The organism is Microbacterium paraoxydans, assembly GCF_020524545.1.
Lineage (GTDB): Bacteria > Actinomycetota > Actinomycetes > Actinomycetales > Microbacteriaceae > Microbacterium > Microbacterium paraoxydans_C.
In genome coordinates this window covers 460,574-476,269 of the sequence record NZ_JAIVLG010000001.1, presented here as the reverse complement: position 1 = coordinate 476,269, position 15,696 = coordinate 460,574, and the positions used below count along the sequence as shown (strand labels likewise).

General features: G+C 67.5%; 18 protein-coding genes and 1 pseudogene. 8 read left to right on the top strand and 11 right to left on the bottom strand.

The window, feature by feature from the left end; all coding sequences use genetic code 11:
* Positions 1-969: 969 nt before the first annotated feature.
* The 4 genes from LC041_RS02295 to LC041_RS02280 form a co-directional block, all read right to left on the bottom strand.
* Positions 970-2,055, bottom strand: a complete 1,086-nt coding sequence (locus LC041_RS02295) for a tyrosine-type recombinase/integrase (protein ID WP_226531358.1) — start codon at positions 2,053-2,055, stop codon at positions 970-972.
* Between the two features lie 3 nt (positions 2,056-2,058).
* The gene (locus LC041_RS02290) at positions 2,059-2,454 is read right to left on the bottom strand and encodes a hypothetical protein (protein ID WP_226531357.1); all 396 of its coding nucleotides are present in this window, start codon (positions 2,452-2,454) and stop codon (positions 2,059-2,061) included.
* Complete coding sequence (locus tag LC041_RS02285; RefSeq protein WP_226531356.1) at positions 2,451-3,026, bottom strand: hypothetical protein; 576 nt, start codon at positions 3,024-3,026, stop codon at positions 2,451-2,453. Before LC041_RS02285 ends, LC041_RS02290 begins: the two co-directional genes overlap by 4 nt.
* Before the next feature lie 99 nt (positions 3,027-3,125).
* A complete protein-coding gene (locus tag LC041_RS02280; RefSeq protein ID WP_226531355.1) occupies positions 3,126-3,371 on the bottom strand; it encodes a helix-turn-helix transcriptional regulator in 246 nt (81 codons plus the stop codon).
* A gap of 103 nt (positions 3,372-3,474) precedes the next feature.
* Here LC041_RS02280 and LC041_RS17425 point away from each other — a divergent pair, with 103 nt between their 5' ends.
* On the top strand, positions 3,475-4,035 hold the full coding sequence (locus LC041_RS17425; protein ID WP_374197649.1) for a helix-turn-helix domain-containing protein: 561 nt from the start codon (positions 3,475-3,477) through the stop codon (positions 4,033-4,035).
* A gap of 163 nt (positions 4,036-4,198) precedes the next feature.
* Complete coding sequence (locus LC041_RS02270; RefSeq protein ID WP_226531353.1) at positions 4,199-5,260, top strand: tyrosine-type recombinase/integrase; 1,062 nt, start codon at positions 4,199-4,201, stop codon at positions 5,258-5,260.
* A gap of 28 nt (positions 5,261-5,288) precedes the next feature.
* On the opposite strand, the pseudogene LC041_RS02265 reads toward LC041_RS02270, so the two are convergent.
* Positions 5,289-5,364: pseudogene (locus tag LC041_RS02265) on the bottom strand.
* Positions 5,365-5,568: 204 nt separating this feature from the next.
* Between LC041_RS02265 and LC041_RS02260 the strand changes: the two are divergent.
* Positions 5,569-6,486 (top strand): hypothetical protein, encoded by a 918-nt coding sequence (locus tag LC041_RS02260; RefSeq protein ID WP_226531352.1) that lies wholly within the window; start codon positions 5,569-5,571, stop codon positions 6,484-6,486.
* Positions 6,487-6,495: 9 nt separating this feature from the next.
* Positions 6,496-6,801 (top strand): DUF4229 domain-containing protein, encoded by a 306-nt coding sequence (locus LC041_RS02255; protein ID WP_226531351.1) that lies wholly within the window; start codon positions 6,496-6,498, stop codon positions 6,799-6,801.
* A gap of 15 nt (positions 6,802-6,816) precedes the next feature.
* Here LC041_RS02255 and LC041_RS02250 read toward each other — a convergent pair whose 3' ends face one another.
* From LC041_RS02250 to LC041_RS02240, 3 genes are read right to left on the bottom strand one after another with little or no spacing between them, the layout of a single operon-like run.
* Positions 6,817-7,791 carry a 1,4-dihydroxy-2-naphthoate polyprenyltransferase gene (locus LC041_RS02250; protein ID WP_226531350.1) on the bottom strand — a complete coding sequence of 325 codons (975 nt, stop codon included), beginning with the start codon at positions 7,789-7,791 and terminating at the stop codon, positions 6,817-6,819.
* A gap of 51 nt (positions 7,792-7,842) precedes the next feature.
* A complete protein-coding gene (locus LC041_RS02245; protein WP_226531349.1) occupies positions 7,843-8,133 on the bottom strand; it encodes a DUF4287 domain-containing protein in 291 nt (96 codons plus the stop codon).
* Between the two features lie 17 nt (positions 8,134-8,150).
* A complete protein-coding gene (locus LC041_RS02240; protein ID WP_226531348.1) occupies positions 8,151-8,513 on the bottom strand; it encodes a cupin domain-containing protein in 363 nt (120 codons plus the stop codon).
* Between the two features lie 46 nt (positions 8,514-8,559).
* Here LC041_RS02240 and LC041_RS17280 point away from each other — a divergent pair, with 46 nt between their 5' ends.
* Entirely contained in the window at positions 8,560-9,585 is a 1,026-nt protein-coding gene (locus tag LC041_RS17280) for an ArsR/SmtB family transcription factor (protein WP_226531347.1), read from the top strand.
* A 9-nt stretch (positions 9,586-9,594) separates the two neighbouring features.
* Here the strand turns inward: LC041_RS17280 and LC041_RS02230 are convergent, their stop codons facing one another.
* Positions 9,595-10,053, bottom strand: coding sequence for an Lrp/AsnC family transcriptional regulator (locus LC041_RS02230; protein WP_226531346.1), 459 nt, complete (start codon positions 10,051-10,053; stop codon positions 9,595-9,597).
* A gap of 72 nt (positions 10,054-10,125) precedes the next feature.
* Here LC041_RS02230 and LC041_RS02225 point away from each other — a divergent pair, with 72 nt between their 5' ends.
* Positions 10,126-11,565: a DUF6421 family protein gene (locus LC041_RS02225; protein WP_226531345.1), complete on the top strand. Its 1,440-nt coding sequence runs from the start codon at positions 10,126-10,128 to the stop codon at positions 11,563-11,565.
* 129 nt (positions 11,566-11,694) lie between these two features.
* A complete protein-coding gene (locus LC041_RS02220; RefSeq protein WP_226531344.1) occupies positions 11,695-12,354 on the top strand; it encodes an SDR family NAD(P)-dependent oxidoreductase in 660 nt (219 codons plus the stop codon).
* 22 nt (positions 12,355-12,376) lie between these two features.
* Here LC041_RS02220 and LC041_RS02215 read toward each other — a convergent pair whose 3' ends face one another.
* A complete protein-coding gene (locus tag LC041_RS02215) occupies positions 12,377-13,840 on the bottom strand; it encodes an MFS transporter (RefSeq protein WP_226531343.1) in 1,464 nt (487 codons plus the stop codon).
* 55 nt (positions 13,841-13,895) lie between these two features.
* On the opposite strand from LC041_RS02215, the gene LC041_RS02210 reads away from it, so the two are divergent.
* Positions 13,896-14,963 carry a threonine aldolase family protein gene (locus tag LC041_RS02210; RefSeq protein WP_226531342.1) on the top strand — a complete coding sequence of 356 codons (1,068 nt, stop codon included), beginning with the start codon at positions 13,896-13,898 and terminating at the stop codon, positions 14,961-14,963.
* 6 nt (positions 14,964-14,969) lie between these two features.
* On the opposite strand, the gene LC041_RS02205 is transcribed toward LC041_RS02210, so the two are convergent.
* Positions 14,970-15,692: a FadR/GntR family transcriptional regulator gene (locus LC041_RS02205; protein WP_226531341.1), complete on the bottom strand. Its 723-nt coding sequence runs from the start codon at positions 15,690-15,692 to the stop codon at positions 14,970-14,972.
* Positions 15,693-15,696 lie beyond the last annotated feature (4 nt).

Here is a 15,696-nt window from a genome sequence, read left to right as displayed (position 1 = left end):
GCCGCGCTGGTGGCAGGTGACGCAGATGTCGTCGGGTACGCCGGGGCGTTTCTCGCCGGTGACGCGGTGGCGGCCGGCGTCGCAGTCGTATGGGCGGGGTTTGCGGGGTCGGGTGGGTGCGTCGGGGTGTGCTTCGGTCCACGTGGTGCGGTTGTCGCCGCATGCGACGCAGCGGTCGGGGGTGCCGTGGGGGTGTTTCGGGCAGCGGGCCGCTTCGCGGGCGGTGCGTGGTTCGGGGAGGTCGTGGTCCCAAGGATGTGGGGTGGGAGTGGGCGGCTGTTCAAGCTCGAAGGTGCTCGCGCGCGCGTCCCCCTCCTCTTCTAGTCCTCTTCCTTCCTTGGGGGTACCTCTGGTGGTACCCATTCGGGACTCTCGTGGTACCCATTCGGGACTCTCGTGGTACCCATTCCCGTTATTGGGTACCTCTGGTGACACCCTTTCCGCGGAGTTATCCACAATGGGTACCACGAGGGGTACCCCTTCGCGTTTGAGGCTGTAGACGGCCGTAGAGCCACGATGCCCGCTCTTGGCTCTGGTGATAGCTCCCGCCTCGATTAGAGCGCTGGTGGCGCGCATGAGGCGTCTCCGTGACGGTGCTGATGTGTCGAGGCCGATGGCTTCGAGCGTGGTGTCTCGTCCAGCGAAGTAGGTCGGTTGGGGGTCCTTGTCGCGGGCAGAGAGCGCCATAGTCTGCAGCACGAGCATTTCGAGGGGCTCGAGCGGCCGGGTGCCGGCCGCTCGAGCTCTCTTGTTGAATGCGCGGGCGTAGCTCATGGCTTCGCTCAACAGTTCGATCCCCACTAAGCGCTGCCTTCCATGGTTGCGCGGATCTCGTGCTGCTCGACCGGGAGATCCAACCGAGGAGCCTGCTGACCTTCGGCGAGCGCGGTGATGGTCATCAGGTGTTCTCCCTTCGGGCGAGTTGATGGCGGGCGGGGGTTTTCGCAGTGGATTGGTGGGGTGCTCTCACTAGGCGTTGGCTCCCGCGAGGACACGGTTGGCTCGCCATTGCCGGTTGGCGAGCGCGTGGGCGTCGCGGCATAGGTCGCAGCGGCATCCTGTGCGGTAGGCGGCCGGTGTGCCGTGTCGACTTGCGCCCGCACTGGCTCGACGGAGATCTTCGAGGCGGGGGATGGCGGATCCTGCGGCGAGCGCCGTGGCGTGTGGGCTTTCGTCAAGGGTAGGGATGAGAGCTGCTGCAGCGATTTGCTGTGACAGATCGACCTTCGTGTACCTCATCGTGGTTGCCGGGTTTTCGTGGCCGAGGAATTCGGCGATGACCCTGATATCGACGCCGGCCGCGACGAGTTCGGTCGCGCAAGCATGGCGAAGCGAGTGAGCGGTCAGGCGGGGGTCGTCGATGCCGACGGTGCTGATCCGGTTAGCGAGGAGCGATGAGACGCTTTTGGGAAGGACGTGCCCCTCGCCGGTTTGTCCCGGGAACCAGTAGCCGCGTCGGGGCATCGTGGCCGCGAGCGCGGCGATCGTCGGTGTGAGCGCTTGTTCTCTAAACTTCGAACCCTTGGCGATGTAGCGGACGACGTTCTCCTGGAGGTCGAACTGCTCGCCTGCAGCGCGTGCGATCTCGGCGACTCGCCAGCCTTGGAAGTAGCCCAGGAGGATCATGGCTCGGGTGCGTGCGTACGCTGGACGCCCGCCGCTTACGCCGTTGAGGAGTAGGCCGACCTGAGCGACGGTGAACGGTCTTGGCTTCCCCACGGGTACTTTCACCTTGGGGAGCTTGGCTGAGGGGTTGCGTGGGATGAGGTCCTCGGTGTGGAGCATGCCGAAGAAGCGCTGGAACACGGAGCGAAGCTGATACATCGTTCCGGGGCTGAACCCGCTGTTGATGTACTCGAGCAGATGAGCGAGCGTTACTTCGGTTGGGGCGGCACCTGTCGCGATTGCGAAGCGGCGGAGGATGCCGATGCAGTCTTCGATGTAGCGGTTCGAAAGATTTCCGGCGTGCAGGAATGACCTGAATAATGCGACGAACGGAAGCCACGTGGGTGGCACGTCTGCCAGCGGCTTGATGACGTTCTGAGGATTTCCCACCGCTCAGCCCTCCCGCTCGAGGAGCTCCTGGCCGACGTCGCTGCGGCGGCGGAGCTCACGCGGCCGGTCAATGTGCCCGGCGGCCGCGGTCAACGCGGCTGCGAGGCCACGAGCCCTGTCGGGTTCCAGAGTCACGCGGCCGCGTGCATGCGAGAGAACGACGGTAGATCCGTCCTCTCCGGGTTCGACCTCGAACGTCGCTACGGCGAGCACTGCGGGCGGGCGAGGTCGTTGGTGGGCTGCCATGGCGTCTGCGAGGGCGCGGTCTGCGTCGCGGAACTCGTGGATCAGTGCGGCGGGGACCGGGTTCTCGAACGTGGCCGTGGCCACGGCCGCGGAGAGGGTGAGCGCCGCCGCGACGAGGCTTTCCCTGGCGTCCGCGATCATGCCGACGCTCACTGGTTCACCTCACGAGCAGAGAAGCGGGTGAGGCTGCGGGCTTCGATGTCGGCGAGCTCGTCGGCTGCCGCGGCGAGCGCTTCGGCGAACCGCTTCACAGCGCTTGGAGTCTTGGACGCGAGGTTTTCGGCGTCGGCCGCGTTCCATGTGAGGTTTGGTCCATCGCTGTGGTGGTCACCAACCTGTGATGGCTCGTCGTAGAGGTCGGGCCAGAGCACGAGTTCGATGTCCTGTGAGACACTCACGGGCACCAGGTCGCCGTGGGGCTGACCGTCGAATGCAAGCGCGATCGCGCCGCATCCGTAGTTGATGCGGTAGCTGGACGCGACAGCCCAAGTGGGTGGGGTGAGGAAGTCTGGCATACGTTCGGCAGTGACCCCAGGCGCCCGCCCCTGCCGAATCAGGATGTCGAGGATGCCGATCCGCTCGAGCGGGTGGTCGCCGATCGTGAACCCCTCGGCACTCTCAGCTGCGGCGAGCGCCGCAGTCACTTCGGGTTTGGTGAGCTGCTGTTCGATCCATGTGCGGATTGCTAGCGCTGCGGCGCGGTACTCGTCGTCGGTGACAAGCACGGTGGCGGCCGGTAGGGTAATCATGCTGGTTCCTCTCGAAGGGTTCTGGTTCTCTGGGCCCGGCTGAACCCCGGGCCCTTTCTCGTTGATACTCATCCGTCAGGCCGTCGCTGCGGTGCTGCTCTGTTCGGAGCTTTCGAGCCACGCGATGACGTCTACGGTCCGATAGAGGACGGTTCGGGGCGTCGGCTTCAAGAACTTCGGGCCTTTGCCGGTGAAGCGAAGCTGGGCGAGGTGTCCGACCGTCATGCCGGGCACTAGGTCGCACGCCTGTGCAGGCGTCAGGTACTTCTGCTCGTCTGCTCTCGGTGCGTCCGGCTGCTGGGGCGCGAGTTGAACTGTCACGACTTCTCCTTTCGTGACACATCTCTTCGGTAAGTGTGTCAAGCGATAGGTTACATCACGTTGCTACACTTTCCGCAAGCGTGTATCACGAGAGGCTTTTCAGATGACTGGGGATAGCGGCAGCACGGACTCCGATTCAGGAGCCCGACCGTTCGGTGCAGAGGTCGAGTACTTGCCCGACGCGGACGCACGCCCCATCGAGGTAGGCGGACCGACACTGACTCTCCGATCGCCTGGAACCCTGATCGTTGACCACCATCCGCGAATAGGTCTGGAGACTCGCATTCGCGTGTCGGCGTCGGGCTCCTTCTGGCTGAGGATCATGTCAGTCACGATTGAGAGTCATGGAGCCCAGGAAGAAGTTACTTCCGATGACCTCCGGAATGTCCGAGTCATCGACTTGCTTCGACAGCATCTACCTCCACACGCAGGGTGGACTCCGCTCACCGCGCACGCATTGGCCAGCGAGGCGTACCCGACCGCGATCCGGGACCAATGGCCGTCACCTGGCGCAATGGGTGAGGTCGCACGCACGTATAACGTGGCCCTCGCGTTGCGGTTGCATCCGATTAAGGCAGTCACCGATGCGTTCGGGATCTCGCGATCGACTGCACACCGGTGGATCAACCAGTGTCGCGAGTCGGGGCTGATCGTCGGTGGGTAGCGTTCACGAGTACTTCGTCAAGGGCGAGCTCGACAAAGAAGGGAAACCTCGGCGGGTTGATCGTCGCTACCGGATCAGTTACCGGCGCCCAGATCACTCCCAGACTACCGAGCGAGGATTCACGACAAAGCGAGATGCGGAGCTCCGTCTAGCGGAGGTCGAGGTGTCCAAGGGCCGCGGCGAGTACGTGAACCCGTCGACCGCGAGGGTGACCGTCGGGACGCTCGGTGCGGAGTGGCTGCGCGACAAGGAAACCAGCCTCAAGCCGTCGACATATCGCGCAGTCTCGGACGCCTGGCGGGTCTACGTCGAGCCAAAGTGGGGGCGGGTTGCGGTCGCGGCAGTGCAGCACTCCGCGGTGCGAGAGTGGATCCGCCAATTGTCGGACGGCACAGCGCCGAGCGCCCGACGCGAGTCGTCACGAACGGCTGGCCTGGCAACAAAGCCGAAGTCTGCGACGGTCGTGCTGAGAGCTCACGGCGTGCTCGCCGCGATCCTCGACGTCGCGCTCCGCGATCGCCGCGTCACTCAGAACGTCGCCCGGGGACTCGACAACCTGCCCCGGAAGGTCGCGAAGCCTCACGTCTACCTCACCCACGAGCAGGTCGATGCGCTCGTCGACGCATCGGGCGACTACGGCACGCTGATCCACGTCGCGGCCTACACCGGCCTCCGTTGGGGCGAACTCACCGGCTTGAGGGTTCGGGACGTAGACGCGCTGAAACGGCGTCTGAGCGTCCAAGAGAACGCTGTGCGGGTCGGGACGACGATCCACGTCGGCACGCCGAAGACGCATGAACGGCGCAGCGTGCCGTTCCCCAACTTCCTCGCTCTGCCGATCGCACGCCAGTGCGAGGGCAAGGGGCGCGACGCCTTGCTGTTCGGGGAGGGCCTCGTACACGTGCCGCGGCCCCGCACGAGCGAAGGCTCACGCTCCTGGTTCATGACCGCGCTCGAGACGGCAGGACTCCCCCGCATGACAATCCACGACCTCCGGCACACCGCGGCGTCGCTCGCGATCTCGGCCGGCGCGAACGTGAAGGCCGTGCAACGGATGCTCGGGCACAAGTCCGCGGCGATGACTCTGGACGTCTACGCCGACCTGTTCGATGACGACCTCGAGGCCGTTTCGGACGCGCTCGATCAGGCGCGCACTTCGTCGAGTGTTGCTGTTTTGTTGTCACGGAGCGCGGTGCAGACAGCAAAGAAGCCCCGCCAGCCCTGATATTCCGGGGCAGGTGGGGCTTCTGGAGTGGACGCGACGGCGGGAGTCGAACCCGCAACGCCGTCAGGTATGAACTGAGGCCCGGGACCACCCGGATCGCCGCGATGGAAACGACGTTACCCCGCCGTGATCTTCCGCGCTAGAACCGTTTCCTGGGATGACGCTCCGAACGAGGGTGCGAAAACCCAGAAGCAACGCCGCGCCGTCGGCGTGTCGGACCGCAACACGCGGACGGCAGCACGACACGTCTGGGTTTCGGCAGAGCTTCCGGCTCGCACCGGTGCCTCCGATCGGGGACGATGAGGAGCATGTTCTGGCCCTTCGGATCCGCGTGGCGCCCGGTGCGGTGGAAACGGCGCGAGACCGTCGAGCTGCGCTGGCTCTCCGCCCGCACGTGGACTCGACGCTGGTACCCGCAGGGCATCGACGTCGGCATCTGGCGCGGTCGCCCCACGATCGCCGTGAGCTGGTTCCGGCAGCGCCTCGACGGCCGCCACCTCGCCTCCCGTGTCACCCTGGTCGACCGGGAGCGCTCCCGGCGCCTCGACGTCATCCTCGCAGTCACCGGCGACGACGGCGCGCTCGATCCGGCGCCGATCCATGCCGGTGGCCTCGCCTGGTTCGGGGACCGATTGTTCGTCGCGGCGACACGACGTGGCATCTGGGAGTTCGACCTCTCCGACATCCGCGAGGTCCGCGGCGCCGACGCCCGACGGCTCACAGGAGCACGGGCCCGCGGAGGCCGTGCCACCTCGCTCGTGGCCGTGCGCACCCGCGTGCATCCGGTCGCGCTGCGCTGCTCCTTCCTCGGCCGCGTGTTCGATGACGACGGCACGCCCCGCCGATGTGTGCTCATCGGCGAGCACCGCGCCGACGGCGGCGGCCGGATCGGCGAGTTCACCATTCCCGGGGGCGCCGAGGACGGCTTCACCGAAACGGACCGCTTCTCGCCAGACATCGCGCGCATGCAGGGCGCCGTGCGGTGGGGTGGACGCTACTTCGTGTCGCAGTCCGACCAGCTGCATCCCGGCGTGCTGTGGAGCGGTGCACGGGCCGCGCTCACCCGAGATCGCGCCGCGCTGCCGGTCGGCTGTGAGGATCTCGCGCTCGATCTCGATGCCGAGCTGCTGTGGACGCTGGGAGAACACCCCTGGCGCCGCGTCGTACGCGGCATCCCCTTCGCGCACCTGGGCATCGGCGACGGAGGCACGGCCCGGCGAACGTAGACTGAAGGCGTGAAGAAGTCCGCCCCTTTCCTCGTCTACACCGTGCTGCGGCTGCTGGCATTCCTGGTGCCGCTCGCGATCCTGTGGTTCTTCTTCCCGATCTTCCGCGAGTTCTGGTGGCTCGCGGCGATCTTCGCGGCCCTCATCGGGATGAGCATCTCGATGCTGTTCCTGCGCACCCCCCTGACCGATGCCTCGGCACGACTGCAGGAACGTCGAGAGAGCCGTTCCTCGGGTGGTCAGGCCGACGCGGATGCCGAGGACCGGGCCATCGACGACGCGAACGAATCCGTCGAAGACGACCCGCGGGTCTGAGCTCCGCGCGCGCGGTCAGCCGACGAACGCCCAGAAGAGGGCACCGGCGTAGAGCAGCGCGGTGAGAGAGGTGAGCGCCAGCGCGGTCACCAGCTCCTTCGCCTGCCGATACGACCAGACGATAGCGATGGCGGGCAGACCTGCCAGCAACGCCAGAAGCGAGATCCACGCGATCGGGAAGAGCAGTGCCAGGACGGCCGCGATGCCGAACGGTGCCAGCACGAAGAGCGTGAACAGCACCTGGGTCGCCCGGCGCCCGATCAGCACGGTGAGGGTGCGCTTGCCGACCTCGCGGTCCTGATCGATGTCTCTCAGGTTGTTGGCCAGCAGCACGGCGCACGCGAACAGGCCGGCGGCGATCGCACCGAGCCACGCCTGCTGCGACAGGGCGAACACCTGCACCCACGTCGTGCCGAGCGTCGCCACGAGTCCGAAGAACACGAACACGAACACTTCGCCCAGGCCGTAGTAGCCGTACGGTCGCTTGCCCCCGGTGTAGAACCACGCGGCGACGATGCACGCGGCACCGACGGCGAGCATCCACCACTGTCCCGTGCGGATCACGATGGCCAGCCCGACGGCCGCGGCGAGCGCGAAGAAACCCAGACCGATGATCAGCACCGTGCGGGGCTTCACGCGTCCGGAGGCGGTGAGCCGAGCCGGGCCGACACGGTGGGCGTCGGTACCGCGGATGCCGTCGCTGTAGTCGTTCGTGAAGTTCACGCCGATCTGCAGCAGTACCGCGACGGCGAGACAGGCGAGCGCGATGACCCAGTGGAATTCGGGACCGGTGCTGCGCGCCGCTCCGGTACCGATGACCACAGGCGCGATCGCGAGCGGCAGCGTGCGCAGTCGCGCAGCCCCGATCCAATCGGATACCATCACCGGTCCCGCTTCGACGACCGGACGCTTCGCCGGATTGCCGCTCGTGCGGGTCGGCGTGCGCTTGGCGCTCGGGGCCTTCTTCTTGCGCTGGGAGGATGCTGCCACGCAGGGAATCCTACTGGCCGGTCCGATGCGCGGCCTGCGCGCACGGAGGGATCACGCGTTCGGATTGCTGTCCTTGCCGTCGAGCCACAGCATGTCGGAGGCGTCGCCGTGGGCGCCGCCCGTGCCCACGTGCTTGGCACTGATCTGCGGGCCTTTCGTGATCACGTGCACGAGCGCCATCGCGTGCCCCTGACCGAGCTGATAGTCCTCTTTCAGCCATGCGACGATGGGTGCCGCCTTGGTCGTCCGGTCGAAGCCCTTCTCCGTGGCGCGTTCGATGAACTGTCGCGGGGTGAGGCCGGTCTTGGTCTCGATGTTGTCGAGGTATGCCTGGAAAGACATGGGGTCTCCTACGGTGTTCAGTCCTCGTCGAGGAACGTCTGGATGATGGTGGCGGAGGCGTGGATGCCGATGATCTTGAGAACCCCGTCACCCGCATTGGTGAAGCGGTGCGGGATGAAGGCGGGGCCCGTGGCCGTGTCTCCGGCCTCGGCGACGAAAGTCTCCTCGCCCACCGTGATCGAGGCGACGCCCTCGATCACGACCCAGGTCTCAGGATAGGGATGCCAGTGCAGCCCCGGACCCTCGCCCGGCTGATTCTCGACGAAGAAGTACGACACTTCGGCGCCGTGCTCGACGCCGACGAATCGGCGGCTGCGCCCCGAGCCGATGCGGATGTCGGCGCCGGCGACGACCCCGAGAGGAGCAGGTGTGCTGTTCATGGCCTCAGTCTCGACAACGTCGGGACGAGACCCCTAGTGTTTCGATGTGCATCGAAATACAGAGCCGATCGAGGGCATCGAGCATCCCGACCACCGCGTGGAGTTCCACCTCACGCCGGGCGATGTCGAAGCGGTGCGGTTCGGCATCTCCCCCGGTCACGAACTGGCTCATGCCGTGCGCGTGCTGCGGCGCCCTGCCGCACATCCGCTGCAGTGGGGATGGCTGCGGGCCGTCCGCGACCGCCTTCCGCGTGACGATTTCGCCCTGCTCACCACCGTGATCGGAGACGACGGCTACCTGCCCGACTTCCTGACCACGGCACCACGGTGGGATCTGACGCCCGAGGTCGAGCTGGAGGAACTGCGCCAGGCACGTCTCGAGCCGATGCGCGTCGACTTCGGGAAGATGGTGCTGCGTTCGACCGGCGCTCGACGGCAGGCGCTGCGCGAGATGCAGGAGCACCCCGCGCGCGCCCGCGGCCTCATCGCGGATGCCTGCGCGGCTGTGTGGGAAGCGGCGCTGGCCCCGGTGTGGCCGCAGCTCGAGCGCCTGCTGCGCGCCGATATCGCCGTGCGCACGCGCGCGATCGCGAGCACGGGTATCGCGGGGATGGCCGGCGACCTGCATCCTCAGGTGACCTGGGGCGCGGGTGCCGTCCGTGTCTCCCTCCGCCGTCACAGCGAGCAGGTCGATTGCCGAGGAAGCGGACTCGTCCTGGTTCCCTCGGTCATGTCGTCGTGGGGGTGCATGGTGCTCACCGAGCCGCCGGCACAACCCACCCTGTTCTATCCCGCTCGAGGCGTCACGGCCGGTTGGGCGCGGGACGCGACCGAGATCGCCGATGCTCTCGGCGCACTGTTGGGGCCGGCACGCGCCGGCATCCTGCTTCGGGCAGGCTCGGCTCGCACCACCTCGCAGGTCGCCCAGGAGGCCGACCTCGCGATCTCCACCGCCTCGCATCACCTCGCCGTACTCCGAGGCGCCGGACTGATCGCCAGCGAACGCGACGGTGCCAGGATGCAGCACCTGCGCACCCCGCTCGGCGAGGCGATGGTGGGCGCCGTGCTCTGAGTCGCGCGCTTACTCGGTCGAGCCCACCGGGATGATCGGCCGATGCTCGTAGTAGGTCTGCAGCACCACGGTGGTGCGCGTGCTGACATTCGCCGCGAGGCGCACATCCCGCACGAGCTCCTCGAGCGCACGCGGAGTCGGGACGCGGACGAACAGCATGTAGCTCGCGTCGCCCGCGATGGAGTGGCAGGCCTCGATCGCGTCGAGGTGCTCGAGCATCTCGGGCGCATTGTCGGGCTGAGCAGGGTCGAGAGGCGTGATCTCGATGAAGGCGGACAGGGGCGTACCCACTTGCTCCGGGTCGAGGATCGCCCGATATCCGGAGATCACGCCCCGAGTCTCCAACCTGCGCAGCCGGGACTGCACGGCGGAGACCGAGAGGCCGACGGCATCCGACAGCTGGGAGAGCGTGGCACGCCCGTCACGGGAGATCGCGGTCAGGATCGCACGGTCGACAGAGTCATCCATGGCTGTAAGATTATCGTCAGGATTCCGTTTCTGCAGGAATCTTTCCGTCTATTTCTCCGATCGGAGGTCCCGATGTCCCTTCTTTCCGCCAACAGTTCCGCTGTCCAGGCCATCGTCGGCGAACCCGAGGTCGTCGAGGACGCAGCAATCGCCGAGCAGTCAGCCGCCTGGGCGCAGCTCAAGGACGCTGCGATCGCGATCCGCGAGATGCAGATCAAGGACGGCTCGATCCCCGACGCCGCGCACCACGCCACAGCCCGCGAGCTCGTCGGTGCGATCACCGGCGCGATCCGCGCGCTCGCCCCCGCTTTCCCGCATGACGCCGAGTACCTCGCCGCGTCGGTGGTCGACTTCGACCGCTGGGCCTCGGAGGACTTCGGCGTGCCGGACTTCCTCGACTCGCTCGTAGCCTTCCAGCCGCAGCAGCACCGCGTCGACGGCATCCGCCACCTCGTGGTGTTCCCGATGTACACCCAGAACGGATCGAGCGACCGCCTGGTCGAGGCTCTGATCGTCGAGACGATCTGGCCCGAGTTCATCGCCGCTCTCGAGTCCGGAGACTACGGCAACAAGCTGTTCGTCTCGTTGCGGCTGGTGGATTTCACGCCCGGCTACGACACCAACTCGGCCGTGCTGTTCCCTGAGACCGTCGCGATGCGTGAGATCCCGACCTTCACCTGGGGTGCGATCTTCCAGGACCGCGAAGCGGCCCGCTACCGTCGCGTCACCCGCGCCGCAGCGGAGATCACCAACCTCGAGCTGCCGGAGCGCGCGGCCGCGATGCTCGACGATCAGCAGGTGGCGGAGAAGACCTTCGTCATGTGGGACATCATCCACGACCGCACGCACATGCGCGGGGACCTGCCGTTCGACCCGTTCATGATCAAGCAGCGGATGCCGTTCTTCCTGTATTCGCTGGAGGAGATGCGCTGCGACATGACGGCGTTCCGCGAGTCCGTGAAGATCGAACGCGCCCTCGCGGCCCGCATCGCCGCCGGTGAGGAGCTGACCGAGACCGAGCGCGAGATGCACGACTACGCGCACCTCGTGCAGTACGCGGTGATCTTCGACCGGATCTTCCGGTTCGCGATCACGGGCACCAGAACGCGCAACTACGACGCGGTCGGCGGCCAGCTGCTGTTCGCCTGGCTGCATCAGCGCGGCGTGCTGCACTGGACCGACACCGCTCTCGCGTTCGACTGGGACAACGTTCCGGATGCCGTGGTCGCTCTGGGAGATGCGATCGACGACCTGTACTGGCACTCGATCGACCGCCCGAAGGTCGCGCACTGGCTCGCCGCGTATGAACTCGTCCGCGGGACACTGACCCCGCACCCGGCATCGCAGTGGGCTCGCGGCCTGTCGGACGAGATCCTCGCCGGCGCACCGAAGGGGTACACGGACGCGGTGATGGACGATGAGTTCCCGCTGTCGATGTTCTTCGAGACCCTCCACAAGAAGATGAAGCCGGTCATCGAATCGACCGTCGGCATCCGCGGCACGGACGACTGACGATCTCCGCGCACCGCGCGCGGTTCGAGTGTGACGCTGGGGCGCACCGCGCTGCGGCCGGAACCTCTTCTGCGGACTCTTCCGCGGGTTCCGGCCGCAGCTGCCCCACCGATCCGAGAGAGTGGGACCATGACGGAACAGACGGATTCGGGACTCTCCGGCCGCAGAGTCGTGCTCGCAGGCGCGACCAGCGCTGCCGGTCTCGCGGTCACGCGCGCCCTGCGCGGAGCCGGTGCGCACGTCATCGCCACCGGTCGCTCCGCCGACAGACTGCGGGAGCTCGTCGAAGCCGGTGCCGAAGTCGTCGTCGCCGATGCGACCTCGCTGGAGGAGATGAGCGCACTCGCCGCACGGTCCGGCGCGGTGGACGCGGTGATCCCGCTGGTGGGTGGCTGGCGCGGTGGCGGCGGTGTCGTCGGGCAGTCGGACGAGGACTTCGCGGCGCTCCTGCCCGCCCTCGAGTCGGTGCGCGCCACGAGCCGAGCCTTCGACACGGCGCTGCGAGCCTCCGAGGCCGGAAGGTTCGCGATCGTGTCGTCGACCGCCGTCGCACGGCCGCTCGCGGGAGGAGCGAACTACGCCGCTGTCAAGGCCGCGAGTGAGGCCTGGACCCGGGCGGTCGCGCAGGGCTACGCCAAGGCCGCGCGCGACGCCGAAGAACCGTTGCGCACCGCCTCCGTCGTGTTCCGCGCCAAGGCGCTCGACCCCGAGGTGCTCGCGACCCGGGTCCTGTCGCTGTGGGACGCGGACGCCGCCGACCTCAACGACCGGGTCTTCGACCTGGAGTGACCCGCACACCGTCCTGTCGCTGTCACCGGGGTTCCGGCGGCATTCCCGGCACGACGGGCGGAGCGTCCGCATGTCTGACCTCGGCGGGGTCTCTCGTCGCCTCCGCCGCGCTCAGTCCCGAGGTCTGCGGTGCCGATCCCTCGGCGTCCTCTTCGAGAGCGGGGATGTCCTGCTCCGGCGCGTGCGCGTAGAGCTCGGTGAGCTTGCGGTACGAGCGGGTGAAGAAGGCGAGCGTCGCAGCCACCACCATGATCAGTCCCGCGAAGAGGCAGATGAGGGCGATGCCCCGCGCCTCGCCCTCGCCGAGCAGCCATCCCCACTGCTGCTGCCCCTCGGCGGTGTTCATGTACGGGATGATCAGGAACTCGGCGATCGGGGCGATCAGGAACGCGGTGATCGGTGCCGCCGCCGCCTCCATCGCCGCCGCAACCCCGAACACCCGGCCCTGGCGCGTGAACGGGACGACCTTCTGGATCACCGTCTGCTCCGCGGCCTCGACCGGCGGCACCAGCGCCATGTACACCCACATGCCGACCACGTACAACGGCCACCACTCTCGCAGCATGAACACCGAGCCCAGCAGTCCCATCGCGATGACCACGAGCAGCATGGTGCGCATCGGCCGCGGCCCGAGCCCGAACTTCGCCACGAGCGCACCACCGATCAGGAAGCCGGTCGACGCGAACGCCAAGGCGAAGCCCCAGGTCTGTGCGTCGAACAGGGTCAGCCCGTACGGATCCATCAGCGCCATGTAGACGCCGCCGATGAGGTTGTTGAACGTGGAGAAGATGATGAGCGCGAACAGCCCGGGGGCGAGCCGGATCGCCTTCACACTGCCGCGGAAGTCGAGCGCGCTCGTCGCCTCGGGGTCGGGGGTCGGCGTGCCCTCGGGGATGCGGATGAACAGAAGGTGCGCGAACGTGAGCGCCATCGCGGCGATCGCGATCGCGAGGGTCCAGCCCATACCGAGGAACCCGATGGAGAGCCCCGAGAACACGCTCGTCACCAGGAAGGCGATGCCCTGCACGGTGCCGACCAGACCGTTCGCGTTCGCACGCTTCTCTTCGGGGATGAGCAGCGTGACGGTGGTCGAGAGAGCGATGTTGCGCAGCTGCTCGATCACTCCGCCGAACAGGATGACGCCGGAGAACAGCCAGAACCACGGGCCGCCCAGGTCGAGCAGCGCGGCTTCGGGCTGCCACAGGTACAGAGCGCCGGCGACCAGGAACGCGACCGCCGAGATCACGCTCGAGATGACCATGACCGTGTGCTTGAGGTTGCGATCGACGATGGTGCCGAACGCCATCGCGAAGAACGCGATGAACAGCATGTAGGCACCGCCGATGATGCCCGTGGCCAGCACCGATTGCGTCTCGATGTAGACCCAGAACGTGAGCGCGAACCAGAGGAAGCTCGTCGTCACGTTCGCGATGAGCGTGTTGACGAGGACGTTGCCGAAAGCCCTCTTCGCCGCTGTGCGCTCCATGGGATCGAGGGTAGGGCGAGGCGGGGACATTCGGTAGGGCGATTAGGCTTGGACGGTGAGCATCCAGCATGACCCCGCGATCCGCGGCTTCGCCAGTGACAACTACTCCGGCATCCACCCCGAGGTCCTCGCGGCGATCGCCGCGGCGAACGGCGGTCACCAGAGCGCCTACGGCGAGGATGCGTACACCGCCCGCCTGCAGGAGGTCTTCCGGGCGCACTTCGGCGACGGCGTGGAGGCGTTCCCCGTGTTCAACGGCACGGGCGCGAACGTGACCGGCCTGCAGTCGATGCTCCCGCGCTGGGGCGCCGTGATCGCGGCGTCGACCGCACACATCAACGTCGACGAGGCGGCCGCCCCGGAGAAGATCGGCGGCTTCAAGCTGCTGACGGTTCCCACCGACGACGGCAAGCTCACCACCGAGCTGATCGACCGCGAGGCCTGGGGCTGGGGCGACGAGCACCGAGCGCAGCCTCTGGTCGTCTCGATCACGCAGAGCACCGAGCTGGGCACCCTGTACACCGCGGAAGAGATCCGGACGATCGCCGATCACGTGCACGAGCGCGGCATGAAGCTCCACCTCGACGGCGCCCGCATCTCCAACGCCGCCGCCGCCCTGGACCTGCCCCTGCGTGCCTTCACCCGCGACGCCGGCGTCGACGTGCTCACGTTCGGCGGGACCAAGAACGGCGCGATGCTCGGCGAGGCCATCGTGGTGCTGAACCCCGACGCCGCGGACGGGCTGACCTTCTCCCGCAAATTCAACATGCAGCTGTCGTCGAAGATGCGATTCGTCTCGGCCCAGCTGATCGCGCTGCTCGAAGGAGACCTCTGGCTGCGCAACGCCCAGCACGCCAACGCCATGGCGGCGCGTCTGCGGTCCGAGATCGAGGCGGGCATCGCCGAAGGATCCATCCGGGGCGTCGGCTTCACGCAACCGACTCAGTCGAACGGCGTGTTCGCGACGCTGCCCGACGGCGTGGCCGACCAGCTCCGCGACTCGTTCCGGTTCTACGACTGGGACGCCGCGCGCAAGGAAGTCCGCTGGATGTGCGGCTTCGACACCGAGGAGGGCGACGTCGACGCGTTCGTCGCGGAGCTCTCACGCCTCACGCGCGACTGAGCCCGGTCAGGAGTCGACGACCCGGGTGAACTCCTCGTGGGTCGTGTGCAGGTGGGCGCGCATCGCGGCACCCGCAGCTTCAGCGTCTCCGCGGCGCACCGCGTCGAGGACCTCCTCGTGCGCCGACCAACTCGACTCCTTCACGAAGTCGAAGCTCATCAGGTCGACGGGCTCGAACATGCGCACCCGCGCCTCCTCGACCGCGTCGCGGACGAAGGAGTTGCCGGAGGCGCCGGCGAGGGCGAGGTGGAAGTCCGTGTCGGCGATGCGCGATTCGGCCTTGGTGACGGCGGCGGCGAGATCCTGCTGCGCCCGCGCCATGGCTTCCAGGTCGGCGTCGCTCCGACGGACGGCGGCGAGCGCCGCCCCTCCCGACTCGACGATCGAGCGGAACTCGGTGAGGTCCCCGATCTCCGCCGAGCGTGTGCGCACCTCCTCGCGGATCAGACGAGGATCCAGCACCGCGTCCTGCACGATCGCCCCGCCGGACGCTCCCCGCGAAATCAGGATCTGCCCGCTCCCCTCGAGGATGCGCAATGCCTGACGCAACGTCTCCCTGGAGACCCCGAGCTGCTCGGCGAGCCGCCGCTCGGGAGGAAGGCGATCACCGGGACGGATGCGACCGAGGGCCATCTCCCGCCGGAGGAACCCCGCCACAGCCTGGTAGCCCGAGACGGGGTGGAGCACGGCACGGGAGAAGTCGTGCGGCGCGTCGTCACGCTCGCCCATCCAC